We start from the raw sequence: 13,243 nt of genomic DNA, 5'->3' as shown, positions 1-13,243 counted from the left end.
CTCGTCGTCGTGCCGCTGTCAGGTGTCACGGAACCGCTGCCCGCCCGCGGCGGGAACCACTGCCGGCCGCTAGGAGTGCCGGCCGTTGTTGACCCCGCCGGCCATGTCGGCGTTGGTCGCCTCCACGTTGGCCAGGATCTGTCCCAGCTTCCGCAGGTCGTCCTGGTAGCCCTGCGGCACCGCGCCCAGGAGCTGGATGAGATCCGCGCCGAGCGACGCCTTCGGCAGGTTCGCCACGATCTCGTCGATGTCGGCGTACGGCTCGCCGACGAGTCCGGGATGGTCGGTGTCGCTGCGCCGCAACGCCCGCTGGACCCGGTCCAGCTCCTCGGTGAACGGGTCGAAGTTCGGGTTCGTCAGCCGGCCGGTGTCGGCGCCGATCGGCCCGGTCGCCGGGGCCATCAGCGGGCACCCGTCGCGGGCGGCGGCACCGGGGCGTCGTCCGGCTCGGCGACGCGGAACACCTCGGCGAGCAGCCGGTCCATCGGCAGCGGGCCGCGCTCGGGGTCGGCCTCGCCGGTCAACAGGTCGATCATGGGCAGCCCGGCGGGGAGCAGCGACTCGAACGCGGCGACGGTGCGGGCCAGCGCCTCGTCCCGGGCCGACCCGATCGTGTCGACCAGCAGCTCGCCCAGCTCCGGGCCGGCCATCGACCGGTACGCCGAGGTCGGGAACTTGATCGCCGTGACCGTTCCCCGGCTGTCCACGGTGACCGCGACCGCCCGGTTCTTCGCGGTCACCGTGCTGTACGCGCTGTGCAGGTCGCCCTGGATCTCGTCGATCGCGGCCTTCTGCCGTTCCAGTTCGGCGAGCGCCTGCTCGACCTGGTTGGACAACGGACTCGACATGTCCTCACCTCCTGGTTCACGTGGTTCGTCTCTGTCTCGTGGGGTCACCGGGCGGCGGTCGCCCGCCGCCCGGTGCCGCCGGGTGTCAGCCCTGGCCGCGCGCGTGCTCCCGGCCGTGGACCACCGGGCCGGCGGCCGGCGGCTGCGCCACGTCGACCGGTGCCGCCACCGGTTGCCGCCGCGGCGGATCGGTCCGGCCGACCACGGCCGCCGTGCACGCCGGGTCGGCCCCCCAGGCCTCGTCGTCCTCGGTCAACCGGGTGTTGCGCCGCGCGTCGTCGCCGCCCGCCCGGCTCACCGGCGCGCCGATCGCCGGCAGGAGCGGAGGCCCGGCGGGTCGGCCGGGACCCGGCGGTCCGGGTGCCCCGGCGCCGCCGCCCGCCGCGCCGGGCGACCCCGCGCCCCCGCCGCCGCCGGAGAACCCCGTACCACCGGGCGAACCCGCGCCGCCGACGCCGCCGGGCGGACCGGCGAGCAGGGCGGCGAGTTCCCGGCCCACGGCGGATCCGCCGACCGCCGCGCCGGCCGGACGCGTGAGCGGCGCGTCGGCCAGGTCGCCGATGTCGACGCCGCCGTCGGCCCAGTTCCCCAGCGCGCCGCCGGAGCGGCGGTCGGCGTCCGCAACGCCGCCGCCGGCCCGTCCGCCGATCACCGGGCCGACGCCGCCGGCCAGGCCCCCCACCCCGGCCAGCGCCCCGCCACCCCACCCGCCGGTGCCGGTACGCCCGACAGCACCGAACGCGCCGACGCCGTCGCCGGCCACGCCTGAGGTGTCGAGGCCGCCGGAGCCGCCGGCCAGGCTCGCCGCGCCGAGGGCAGACCCGATGCCCGCCCCGCCGAATCCGCCGCCGCCCAGCGCGCCGACCGCGCCGATGGCCGCCGGCCCACCGGCCAGGACGTTCCCCATCCCGCCGGCCCCCGAGGAGGAGAACGTCACGTCCGGCCCGCCGCCCCCGACGCCGCCCGGTCCGTCGAAGCCGGTGCCGCCGAACTGGGTGCTGGTGAACCGCACCTCGTCGCGGGGCGGGCCGTCGGTGGGGCCGTCCGAGGGACCCTCCGCGGGCGGCGGGGACTGCCCGCCGCCGGAGGGCCCGGTGAACCGGTTGACGATCCCGCTGGTCTGGCGCAACGCGGCGACGAGCTGGCCCAGCGCGGTCCGCATCGCCAGGTCGAGCTGGACGAGCTGCCGCAGCCAGGCGGTGCGGAGCAGCACGTCGAGACCGGTCCAGCCGGCTGCGGTGGTCAGGTCGAACGTGCCGCTGACCGGGCCGGTGCCGTAGGTGTCCGGGACGGTGACCAGCACCGCGTTCAGGCTGCCCCGGTCGACCTGTTCGAGGATGCTGCGGACCGTGCTGAACAACGCGGTCGGGTGGTACGTGTTGTACCACTCGTGGGTGTGGTCGCTGAAGACCCGCCAGGCGTCGTTGATCCGCTCGCGGAACATCAGCAGGTCGTTCGACTGCTCGAAGACCCGGTCCGACCAGGCGTTGGTGTCGTTCGTCGCGTTCATGTCCCGGGTGAGCCGGTCGATGTCCGCGTGCAGGGTGGTCAGGGCCGCCACGAAGACCGCCGAGGCCGACCCGGCGAACCCGGAACCGGCCCCGCTGATCCCGTCGCGCAGCACCCGCAGCTCGGCGGCGGTGGTGAGCAGCGTCTGCTCGACCCGCCAGAGCAGGTTGCCGGCGTCGGTGAAGCTGCGCTCGCTGAACCAGCCGTTGGTGCCGGCGTACAGCCGGGTGAGGGCGTTGACGCTGGCCCGGTAGAAGCTGTCGAACGCGGTGCTCGGCGGCGGTCCGCCGGCCCCCTCCCAGAAGGTGATGTGACCCCGCACGATCTCCCAGAGATCCCGCTGCGGGTCGTCCACCCCGGGACCGACCCGACGGTAGCCGATCAGCTCCCGGTCCCCCGGCTCCACGGTGGGGCGAGTGCCGCGGTCTAGCTCCTGGGTACGCCGTTCGACGAACCGGACCCAGGTGACCCCGTGGCCGGCGACGAGGTTGCGGTCGATCAGCGTGCCGCTGAACTGGTCGGCGCCGTCGCGGCCCTCGTTGAGGACGTCCCGCAGCATCCGTTCCCAGGTCCAGCCGGCGAACTCCTGGTTCGGGGCGGTCACCGCGCGGCCCGCCCGGGTCGACGGTCAGCCACGGCGACGTCCCGTCGCCCGGGTGGGACCGAGCGGCCCGCCGGTTCTGCGCGGCGCGGCCGGTGCCGTGGTGGCCGGCTCCTCGGACTGCTCGGCCCGGCCGATGACGGCCATCCCGCAGTCCGGGTCGGTGCCCCAGACGTCCTCGTCCTCCTCCAGCCAGGTCTTGCGCTCACGGTCCTTTTCCCCCTGTTGGCCGCCCGCGCCCATGCCGCCCATGCCGCCCATCGGCGGCATCATCGGGAACCCACCGGCGGCCGAGGTCGCGGAGTCCGCGCCGCGCGCCCCACTGCCGGCGGTCTGAAGGCCGGCCGGTTCGCCGAGCAACGCGGCCAGCTCGCTGCCGAGGGCCATCCCGCTGGTCGAGGACTCGCCCGGCGACCCGCCGCCCAGGTTGCCGACGTCGACGCCGTCCACGTCGGTCGGGAACTGCGCCGACGGGTTGGTCGTGTCGTCGCCGAGGCCGCCCGCCCCGCCGCCCTTGACACCGCCGAGACCGCCCGAGCCGCCCAGTCCCGGGGGCAGGCCGGGGACGACACCGCCGCCCAGGCCCCCACCGATCCCGCCACCGAGGCCGCCGCCGCCCGAGCCCGACCCGGTGCCGCCGCCGAGCAGGTCGTCCCAGTCGATGCCGCCGCCGACGCCGCCCAGCCCGCCGGTGCCGAGATCGCCGCCGCCACCGAGGCCCAGACCGCCCGATCCACTACCCCCGCCCAGCCCCAGACCGGAACCGCCACCCAGGCCCAGATCGCCGCCGCCCAGGCCGAGGCCCGAGCCGCCGCCCAGGCCGAGGTCCCCACCGCCGCCCAGACCGAGATCGCCGCCGCCACCGAGCCCGAGGTCACCGCCACCGCCCAGACCGAGATCGCCACCGCCACCCAGACCGAGGTCACCGCCGCCACCGAGGCCGAGATCGCCGCCGCCGTTCAGGTCGGGGCCACCGCCGCCGTTCAGGTCCGGCCCGCCGATGTCGGGGGTGCCCCCCGGCGGCGGGGTGGTGTCGGTGTTGCCGCGGGTCGGCGGCGGCGAGATGACGCTCACCAGGTGGGTGACGGCGCGCAGGCTGGTCGTCAGCCGCGCCAGCTCGGCACGCATCGTGGCGTCCAGCTCACGCAACTGGCCGAGCCAGGCCCCCTTGACCAGGTTGTCGACCGCCTGCCAGCCGGCCTCCGTCATCAGGTTGAAGGTGCCGGTGTTCACCGTGCCGTTGCCGTACGCGTCCGGGAGGGTGATCGTGACCTGGGTGAAGTTGCCCGTCCTGACCTCGGCGATGATCTTCTTCAGGGAATCGATCAGCGTGGTCGGGTTGTAGCCGTTGAACCACTGGAACGTGTGGTCGCTGAACTCCCGGAACGAGCTGGCGATCTTGTTGCGGAAGGTGGTCATGTCGTCGACCACGTCGTCGACCTGGTCGGACCAGGCGCGGTCCGCGCTGTTCGCGTTCATGTCGACGGCGAGCCGGTGGACGTCCCGGCGCAGGTTCGCCAGCAGCCCGATGAACACCCCGGAGGCGCTGCCCTGGAACCCGGACGCGTCGTCGCCGACCCGGTCCAGGATGGCCTTCAGCTCCCGCTCGGTGCTGACCAGGTTCTTCTCCACGTCGTTCAGCATCAGCGCGGCGTCGGTGAAGCTCTTCCAGCTGAACACGGGGTTGGTCCCGCTGGTCAGCCGCTGCAACGCCCCCTCGCTGGACTTGTAGAAGGTCTCGAAGGCACCACGCGGGGAGGGTGCCCCCTCGGTCTGCGACTCGCTGAAGACGATCTTCACCTGGATGTGCTGGCTCCGGATGGTGTAGTGCGGCTTCCCGTCCCGCAGCGAGCCGACCGTGCTGACCCGGAAGAGGAAGAACTCGTTGCCGTCGAGCGAGTCGGTCCGGTCGGTCCAGTCGCTGACGTCGGGCGGCTCCGAGGACTCGGTCACGGCGTCGGAATGGTCGACGAGGCGCAGCCACCGGACGTCCGGGCCGGCCACCAGCCTGCGGTCCAGCAGGGTGCCGCTGGTGCCGTCCGGGCCGTCCTTGCCCTCGCCCAGGACGTTCTGGAGCATGGATTCCCAGGTCCACTGGGACATGTCCTGGTACGGCGCGGTCACCGGGTCACGCCGTCGGGTTGGGGGTGCCGGTGGTGGGGGTACCGGTGCCGCCGGTGGTCGGGAGGTACTCCAGGAACCGCTCGGCGGTGATCGAGTTGAGCGACTCGACGTAGTCCGAGTTCGCGAGCAGCTCGGTCAGCCCGACCGCGAGGCTGTTCATCGTGGTCCGGTAGCCGGTCATCCGGGTCAGCAGCGTGTCGCCGGTCTTGTTGACCTGGTCGCGGATGGTCTTGCCCGGCTCGAAGTTGCTCGTGCCGGCCGAGACGGTCAGGTCGCGCAGCGTCTGCGACACGTACTGGCCCTGCCCGGAGGTGGCGGTGTCGACCGCGTCCCGCAGGCTGTTCAGCTTCGCGATGATCTGGTTGATGTACGGCTCGTCGATGACGATCGGCATCGGGTGCTCCTTTCCGCGAGGTGGGGGGCGGGCGGCCCCGTGCCGCCCGCCGCACCGAAGGTCAGACGTTGCCCTGGAACAGCGCGGCGCCCCGCGCGTCGCCCAGCCGGTAGTTGTCGTGGATCTGGTCGAGCCGGGACGACGCGGCGGCGAGCGCCTGGCGCATCTCGTTGATCCCGGTGTTCCACTTGGCCTGCGCGGCGGTGAACGCCTCCCGCGTGTCACCGGAGTTGGCGTTGACGTACGTCTGCACGACGGTGTTGAGCTCGTCGATCGCGTTCTGGATGCTGTTGGTGACGCCCTGCAGCTCGGCCGAGCTGTCCAGCAGCCCGTTGGGGTTGAGTCCGTACGACGGCATGGTCGCCCTCCCTGATGGGTCGGTCGGTGGTCAGGTCCAGCTCGCGGAGAGGGCGTTGTCCTGCTCCACCTGCGCGCTGGTCTGGTAGTGGCTGGTCATCGCGACGTTCAGGTCGAGCAGGCCCTGCTTCACCTTGCTCAGCCCCTCCAGCCACTGCTGGATGGAGTTGGTGAAGACGGTCTTCGCCTCCCCGCGCCACTGGGTGTCCAGGAAGCTCGCGGTGTTGTCGACGGCGCGCTGCGCCGCGTCGCACTGCGCGTCGGTCTGGTTCATCGCGGAGATGGTGCTGCGGATGGTCTGCTCGTCGACCTCGTTGCCGAGTGGCATGTGCGCTCCTTTCCGGTTCGGGCGCTCGCGGCGGATCCGCGACGCCGGTTTCCCTGCCCGGCCGGCCTCATCCGACGACCCCGCGCGGGTCGAGGGCGGGGCCGGTCGGCAGCAGGTCGATCAGGTCCGGCGAGACCACGGTCGCGTTCGCGGGTGGATAGCCCAGCCGCTCCGCCACCGCGCCGCCGGCGAGGGGGTACTTCACCCCGGCGTCGGTCACCAGGTAGTAGCCGGTGCCGGGCTCCCCGCCGCGGCCGGCGACCAGCAGCCCGCCGAGCCCGGGGGCGACCGCCACCGCGTCGGCGGTGCGCGCGGTCCGGGTCACCCCGACCCCGCCCCGGACGATCCCGGACGCCGCCACCGCCCGGGCCGCGACGACCCGGGGGCGGCCGTCGGCGCCGAACCGCAGGCACCAGGCGAGACCGGGGCCGCGGGACGCCGCCGCCGGCGCCACCTCCGGCAGCTCGTCGGCCAGCGGCGGCCGCGCCGCGACGGGCAGCCGGGCCAGCGCAGCCGGGCTGAGCGGGGTCGGGACCACCGCCCGGCCGTCGTAACCGGCGACGGTGGCGGGGTCGGCGGCCAGCAGCGCGTACGCCAGCGGGGTGAGCCGGACCAGCCCGTCGCGGCGCAGCAGGTAGTGGCGTTCCGAGCCCTCGGCGGTCCGGGCGGTGAAGAGCTGGCCGACGCGGGTCGGCTGCCCGTCCACCACCGGCCCGGCCTCGCCGCGCCCCGGCACGGCCACCGGCCCCAGGTCCGGCCCGGCCGGCAGCAGGTCCAGCCAGGCCGCCGGCACGGTGACCGCCGGCCCGTCGTGGCCGAGCACGGCCGGCAGCCACGGCGCGGTGAGGCGGAACCGGCGGCCGTTCCAGATCAGGTGGCCGGCGGCCGGGTCGCCAGCCGGCCGGGCCAGCAGCGCCCGGTCGGCCGGCAGCGCGGTCCCGTCCGCCGTCGCCGCGACGGCCAGGGTGAGCGCGGTCGTCTCGGTGCCGGCCAGGTCCGTGGCGGCGGGCGCGCAGGCGGTCCAGTGGGCACCGGCCAGCCCACCGGCCGGCAGCACGTCGGGGGCGCCCACGATGCCGACGGGCTGCCCGTGCGCCACCCCGCGCAGCGACTTCGCCGACACGGTGACGACGGCGAGGTCCTCGCCGAGCAGCAGCCGCGCCGAGGCGTAGTTGAGCACGGGACGCAGCCGGCCGTCCAGGAAGAGGTAACGCGACCCGGTCTCCTTCTCCACCACCAGCGCCCCGGCCCGCCGCCAGGCGGTGGCCCCGCCGGGGGCGAAGAAGCCGTACAGGGTGAAGCCCCCCGCGACCAGCGCGGCGACCAGGATCCCGGCGAGCAGGCCGACGGTGGTGCGCCGGTGCGGCGTCTCCAGACCGTCCGGATCGCCGGCCACCAGCGCGGCGCTGAGCCGGCCGAGCAGGTGGGACTGGGCCTGCACCTGGTCGCGTCGGGACTGCACGGCGTCAGCCCCCGATCGCCCGGAAGAAGCCGTACCCGCCGAGGACGGCGAGCAGGATCGGCAGCAGGGCCACGGCCGCCGCGGTCAACGTGAGGTCGCCGACCCGCCCCCAGTACGGCGTCACCCGCCGCTCGCTCAGGCTCCGCGCGGCCACCAGCAGGGCCGGCACGGCCACCGGCAGCGCACCGAGCGCCGCGATCCGGCCCACCGGCCCGAGGCCGGCCAGCGTGTCGACGGCCGCCGCGGTCAGCCCGAACAGCGCCGGCACGCCCTGCGCCAGCCGGTGCCAGGCGCTGGTCATCGGCCGGGCGTTCAGCGACCAGACGAGCGCGACCAGCACCACCAGGGTCAGCTCGGCCCAGCCCGCCCGGTGCGCCACCACCAGCAGCGCCACTGCGGTCGCGGCGGCCGCACCGGCGTACAGGGCGGTCATCAGCCGGTCGACGGCCCGTGCCCGGTCCATCAGCGGGCCGGCGGGTTCGGGGGCGATGTCCTCCTGGAGGTGCTCGGGCCGGGTCGGCAGCGGGGCCAGGCGCAGCCCGGCGAGGCGGAACGCGAGCAGCGGCACGGTCAGCACCAGGGCGGTCGCGGCCACCGCCACCACCGCGCCGGCCTGCGCCCCGGTGAGCCCGCCGGCGGTGGCGGCGGCCCCGCCCAGCACGCCCAGCAGCAGGGCGGTGGCCAGGGCGACAAAGACCGGGGTGGCCGCCCCGAGCAGCCCGGCGGCGAGCACGGCGACGGCCGCCGCGGTGGCGGTGCCGCCCAGCACCTGCGGCACGGCCAGCGGCCAGGCCGCGCCGGTGTCCCCGGGCAGCACGAGCCCGGCCGCCGCGGCGTAGCCGGTCGCGGCGACCGCGAGCAGCACCCCGAAGCCCCGCTCGCCGGCGGCCCGGACCAGGGCCGCCCCGCCGGCCAGCGCCAGCACCGCCACCGTCAGCGCCGCCACCGCCCGCAGCGGGACCGGGCCGGGCATGAGCAGGGCCAGCAGGCCGACCGCGAGCAGCGGACCGGCCACGGCCAGCGCCATCGGCCGGTTCAGCTCGGGGCGCCACCGGCCGGGCCGGTCCCGCACCCCGGTCGCCATCCCGTCGACGAGGTCGTCGAAGTCGACCTCGGGCAGCTGGTCGGCGCGCGGACGCAGGTAGACCAGGTCGCCGTCGTGCAGGTCGAGCGCGGCGACGCTGCTCTCCTCGTCGAGCGGGGCCGCGCCGGCCCGTTGCAGGACCCAGCCGCCGTGGCCGAGTCCGGTGTCGGCCAGCCCGTCGCCGAGGTGGTGCAGCAGCGCCGGCAGCAGGTCGGCGACGACGACCCCGGCCGGGACGGCGACCTCGATCTGCCGGCTGGGTCCACGCACGACCAGCCGGCACATCTGCTCGGTCACGGTGCCAGTCATGGCCCCTTCAACGGAGCCGTCGGCGGACGGTTCAACGGCGACCCGGTTTTTCTTTCCCGCCGGCTGCCGACCACGGCCCGCGCCGCCTCCGGACCGCTCCCGGGCGGACCGCCCGCGCCGGACCGACGAAAAGGAATCGACCCGAATGCGCCCCGGCTCCGTTGTGGGGTTCGGACCGAGGCCGGGTGTGGAGGGGGACGGGTATGGGGACGGTGCTGTTCCGGCGACCGGCGCGGCGCGGCGGGCCGGAGATGCCCACCGGCGAGTTGACCCTCCAGGAGCCGCCGGAGCTGAGTGAGCCGCAGCAGAACGGCGCCCGGCAGGCCATGATGGTGCTGCCGATGGCGCTCATGACCGGCGTGATGATGCTGATGTTCATGGGCCCGTCGCGCGGCCCGCTGACCTGGGTGATGGCCGGCATGATGGCGGTGGCCATGGGCGGGGTGATGATCGGCTCGGTCATCGCCAGCAGCGGGGAACGCAAGCAGCGGCACGGCGGCGACCGCCGCGACTACCTGCGCTACCTCGCCCAGCACCGGCGGCGGGTGCGCCGGTTCGCGGTCGAGCAGCGCGCGTCCAGCCTCTGGCGGCACCCCGACCCGGCGTCGCTGTGGTCGCTGGCGATGACCACCCGGCGCTGGGAGCGCCGCCCCACCCACCCGGACTTCCTGGAGGTCCGCGTCGGCACCGGCGAGCAGCGGCTGGCGGTGCGGATCGCCCCGATGCAGACCAAGCCCGTCGAGGACCTCGAACCGGTGGCGGCCAAGGCGCTGCGCCGGTTCATCAGGGCGTACAGCACCCTGCCGGACCAGCCGGTGGCGCTGTTCCTGCCGGGCTTCGCCGAGATCCGGGTCACCGGCGAGCGGGCGCTGGCCCGGGCCCTGCTGCGGTCGCTGCTCGCCCAGCTCGGCACGCTGCACGCGCCCGAGGAGGTCCGGGTGGCGTTCTGCGTCGGGCCGGACGGGCTCGCGGCGTGGGAGTGGGCCAAGTGGCTGCCGCACGCCCAGCATCCCGCCGAGCAGGACGCCGCGGGCGGTCTGCGGCTCGCCGCCGACGGGATAGAGCGGCTCGAACGGCTCCTCGGCGCGGAGTTCACCGGCCGCCCCCGGTACGAGCCGGGGGCCACCGCCGACCGGGACGAGCCGTACGTGGTGGTCGTCCGCGACGGCGGCCGGGTGCCGGCCGGGCACCGGCTCACCGCCGGCGGCTACCGCAACGCCGTCTTCGTCGACCTGGACGACCCGCCGGTCGCCACCGGGAAGGGGATCCTCAACCTGGAGGTCACCGCCGACGCGCTGACCATGCTCGGCCGGGACCGGGTCGGCCAGGAGACCCGGCAGGTGCTCGCCGCCCCCGACCTGCTCGGCCCGGCGCGGGCCCGGGCGGTCGCCCGGCTCCTGTCGCCCTACCGGCTGGCGGTCAGCACCGAGCTCGCCCCCGAGCCGATGAAGGCCGACTTCGACCTCGGCACGCTGCTCGGCATCCCCGACCTGGAACGGCTGGACCTGGCCGCGCTGCGCGGGCGGCGCGCCCCCGACGCGCGGCTGCGGGTGCCGATCGGGGTCGACGCCACGGGCGCCCCGGTGGAGCTGGACATCAAGGAGTCCGCGCTGGGCGGGATGGGGCCGCACGGCATGCTGATCGGCGCGACCGGCTCGGGCAAGAGCGAGCTGCTGCGCACCCTGGTCCTGGCGCTGGCCGTCACGCACTCCTCGGAGACGCTCAACCTCGTCCTGGTCGACTTCAAGGGCGGGGCCACGTTCCTCGGCCTGGACCGGTTGCCGCACACCTCCGCGGTGATCACCAACCTGGCCGACGAGGCGTCGCTGGTCGGCCGGATGCGCGACGCCCTGCACGGCGAACTGGTGCGCCGCCAGGAACTGCTGCGGGCGGCCGGCGGCTACAGCTCGGTGCTCGACTACGAGAAGGCCCGCGCCGGCGGCGCGCCGCTCGACCCGCTGCCCACCCTCTTCGTGGTCGTCGACGAGTTCTCCGAGCTGCTCGCCGCGCACCGCGACTTCATCGACCTGTTCGTCATGATCGGACGGCTCGGCCGGTCGCTCGCGGTGCACCTGCTGCTGGCCAGCCAGCGCGTCGACGACGGCCGGATCGGGCAGTTGGAGTCGCACCTGTCGTACCGGATCGGGTTGCGGACCTTCTCGGCGATGGAGTCGCGGTCGGTGATCGGGGTGCCCGACGCGTATGAGCTGCCGGCCGCACCGGGCAACGGGTACCTGCGGATGGACGTCTCCACCCTGATCAGGTTCAAGGCCGCCTACGTCTCGGGGGAGTACCGCCCGCGCCGCAGCCGGGCCCGGCAGGAGGTGGTCCAGCGGCAGGTGGTGCCCTACGGGCTGGAGCTCGTGCCGGTCGAGACGCCGGCACCGCCCCCGGACGAGCCGGAGACGCCGCAGGACGAACCGGCCCCGCCGCAGGACGAGCCGGAGACGCCCGCCGCGCGGGCCGTCTTCTCGATCGTCACCGACCAGCTCGTCGACTCCGGGCCGCCGGCCCACCAGGTCTGGCTGCCGCCGCTGGCCGACTCCCCCACCCTCGACAGTCTCCTGCCGGCCCTCGCGCCCGACCCCGACCTCGGGCTGGTCGCCACGGACTGGCCCGGCAACGGCCGGCTGGTCGTCCCGCTCGGCTTCATCGACAAGCCCTACGAGCAGCTGCGCGACCTGCTCACCGTGGACCTGTCCGGGGTGGGCGGACACATCGGGGTCGCCGGCGGCACCCGCAGCGGCAAGAGCACCCTGATCCGGACGCTGATCTGCGCGCTCGCGCTGACCCACCGCCCCACCGACGTGCAGTTCTACTGCCTGGACTTCGGCGGCGGCACCCTGGGCACCGTCGCCGGGCTGCCCCACGTGGGCAGCGTCGCCGGCCGGCTCGACACCGACCGGGTCGGCCGGACCGTCACCGAGGTCACCGGCCTCATCACCCGGCGGGAGCGGCGCTTCGCCGAGCAGGGCATCGACAGCATCCAGACCTACCGGCGGCTGCGGGCCGAGGGCCGGATCGCCGACGACCCGTACGGCGACGTGTTCCTGGTGGTCGACGGCTGGTTCACGCTGCGGCAGGAGTTCGAGCCGCTGGAGGTCTCGCTGCGCGAGATCGCAGCCCGGGGCCTCAACTTCGGGGTGCACCTGATCGTCAGCGCGGCCCGCTGGTCGGAGGTGCACCACAGCATGCGCGACCAGCTCGGCATCAAACTGGAGCTGCGCCTCGGCGACGCCGTCGACTCCGCCATCGACCTGCGGTTGGCCGCTACCGTGCCGCGCGCCCCGGGCCATGGGCTCACGCCGGAGAAGCTGCACTTCCTGGGGGCGTTGCCGCGCATCGACGGCAACCCGGACCCGGCGAGCTCGGCCGAGGGTGCGCGGGAACTGGCCGCCACGGTCGCCGAGTTCTGGCCCGGGCCGGAGGCACCGCCCGTGCGGACCCTGCCTGCGGTGCTGCCCGCCGCCGACCTCCCGCCCGCCGAGGGGGACCTGTGGGTGCCGCTCGGCCTGGACGAGACCGACCTGCAGCCGTACTGGCACGACTTCGCGGAGCTGCCGCACCTGACGGGGCTCGGCGACAGCCAGAGCGGCAAGACCAACCTGCTGCGGCACCTGGCCCGGATGATCGTCGGCCGGTTCACCCCGGCCGAGGCGCGGATCCTCGTCGTCGACTACCGGCGGCAGCTGTTCGACACGATCCCGGACGACTACCGCCTCGGCTACTCGGTCTCGGCCGATGCCACCCGGGAGACCATCGCCGACGCGGTGGCCGGTCTCAAGGGACGCCTGCCGGGCAAGGACATCAGCCCCGAGCAGCTGCGCCGCCGCGACTGGTGGACCGGGCCCCGGCTGTTCGTGCTGGTCGACGACTTCGAGATGCTCGCCGGGCAGGACAACCCCCTGCAACCGCTGATCCCGTACGTGCCGCACGGCACCGACATCGGCCTGCACATGGTGGTGGTGCGGGGCACCGCGAACCTCATGCGGATGTCGATGGATCCGCTGCTGCGCCGGCTCCAGGAGGCCAACAGCCCGGACCTCGCCCTGTCCTGCCCACCGACGGAGGGGCCGCTGCTCGGCGGGGTGAAGGGTCGACACCTGCCGCCCGGCCGGGCCATGGTGCTGACCCGGCGCGGGCACCGGATGATCCAGACCGCGTACGTCGAGCCCGCGCCCTGACCACTGGGCGCGGCATCCCCGCAGGGCGGAACGGCGCCGGGGC

General features: G+C 74.9%; 10 protein-coding genes. 1 reads left to right on the top strand and 9 read right to left on the bottom strand.

Annotation, left to right across the window (positions count from 1 at the left end; translation table 11 throughout):
- Positions 1-69 precede the first annotated feature (69 nt).
- The 9 genes from LPU61_RS07165 to eccD form a co-directional block, all read right to left on the bottom strand.
- Entirely contained in the window at positions 70-402 is a 333-nt protein-coding gene (locus tag LPU61_RS07165) for a hypothetical protein (protein WP_077937314.1), read from the bottom strand.
- Complete coding sequence (locus tag LPU61_RS07160; protein WP_229404482.1) at positions 402-848, bottom strand: YbaB/EbfC family nucleoid-associated protein; 447 nt, start codon at positions 846-848, stop codon at positions 402-404. The genes LPU61_RS07165 and LPU61_RS07160 overlap by 1 nt, the downstream gene beginning before the upstream one ends.
- Before the next feature lie 85 nt (positions 849-933).
- Complete coding sequence (locus LPU61_RS07155) at positions 934-2,961, bottom strand: hypothetical protein (RefSeq protein ID WP_229404586.1); 2,028 nt, start codon at positions 2,959-2,961, stop codon at positions 934-936.
- 24 nt (positions 2,962-2,985) lie between these two features.
- Entirely contained in the window at positions 2,986-5,082 is a 2,097-nt protein-coding gene (locus tag LPU61_RS07150) for a hypothetical protein (RefSeq protein ID WP_229404481.1), read from the bottom strand.
- 4 nt (positions 5,083-5,086) lie between these two features.
- The gene (locus LPU61_RS07145; RefSeq protein ID WP_043962986.1) at positions 5,087-5,476 is read right to left on the bottom strand and encodes a hypothetical protein; all 390 of its coding nucleotides are present in this window, start codon (positions 5,474-5,476) and stop codon (positions 5,087-5,089) included.
- A 61-nt stretch (positions 5,477-5,537) separates the two neighbouring features.
- Complete coding sequence (locus tag LPU61_RS07140; protein ID WP_043962985.1) at positions 5,538-5,834, bottom strand: WXG100 family type VII secretion target; 297 nt, start codon at positions 5,832-5,834, stop codon at positions 5,538-5,540.
- Between the two features lie 30 nt (positions 5,835-5,864).
- Complete coding sequence (locus LPU61_RS07135) at positions 5,865-6,161, bottom strand: WXG100 family type VII secretion target (RefSeq protein ID WP_043962984.1); 297 nt, start codon at positions 6,159-6,161, stop codon at positions 5,865-5,867.
- A gap of 67 nt (positions 6,162-6,228) precedes the next feature.
- On the bottom strand, positions 6,229-7,623 hold the full coding sequence (eccB, locus tag LPU61_RS07130) for a type VII secretion protein EccB (protein WP_229404480.1): 1,395 nt from the start codon (positions 7,621-7,623) through the stop codon (positions 6,229-6,231).
- Between the two features lie 4 nt (positions 7,624-7,627).
- Complete coding sequence (gene eccD, locus LPU61_RS07125; RefSeq protein WP_229404479.1) at positions 7,628-9,016, bottom strand: type VII secretion integral membrane protein EccD; 1,389 nt, start codon at positions 9,014-9,016, stop codon at positions 7,628-7,630.
- Between the two features lie 203 nt (positions 9,017-9,219).
- Between eccD and eccCa the strand changes: the two genes are divergently transcribed.
- Complete coding sequence (gene eccCa / locus LPU61_RS07120; RefSeq protein ID WP_229404478.1) at positions 9,220-13,200, top strand: type VII secretion protein EccCa; 3,981 nt, start codon at positions 9,220-9,222, stop codon at positions 13,198-13,200.
- Positions 13,201-13,243: the final 43 nt, after the last annotated feature.

The sequence above is a fragment of the Micromonospora sp. NBRC 110038 genome, assembly GCF_020884815.1.
Classification (GTDB): Bacteria; Actinomycetota; Actinomycetes; order Mycobacteriales; family Micromonosporaceae; genus Micromonospora; species Micromonospora haikouensis.
The sequence above is the reverse complement of the archived record's forward strand: the minus strand, read 5'-3'. Positions and strand labels throughout refer to the sequence as shown.

Coding starts and splice junctions, on each gene's coding strand:
- LPU61_RS07160 (WP_229404482.1), bottom strand. CDS start 848: ATGTCGAGTCCGTTGTCCAACCAGGTCGAGCAGGCGCTCGCCGAACTG.
- eccD (WP_229404479.1), bottom strand. CDS start 9,016: ATGACTGGCACCGTGACCGAGCAGATGTGCCGGCTGGTCGTGCGTGGA.
- eccCa (WP_229404478.1), top strand. CDS start 9,220: ATGGGGACGGTGCTGTTCCGGCGACCGGCGCGGCGCGGCGGGCCGGAG.
- LPU61_RS07135 (WP_043962984.1), bottom strand. CDS start 6,161: ATGCCACTCGGCAACGAGGTCGACGAGCAGACCATCCGCAGCACCATC.
- LPU61_RS07165 (WP_077937314.1), bottom strand. CDS start 402: ATGGCCCCGGCGACCGGGCCGATCGGCGCCGACACCGGCCGGCTGACG.
- LPU61_RS07140 (WP_043962985.1), bottom strand. CDS start 5,834: ATGCCGTCGTACGGACTCAACCCCAACGGGCTGCTGGACAGCTCGGCC.
- LPU61_RS07145 (WP_043962986.1), bottom strand. CDS start 5,476: ATGCCGATCGTCATCGACGAGCCGTACATCAACCAGATCATCGCGAAG.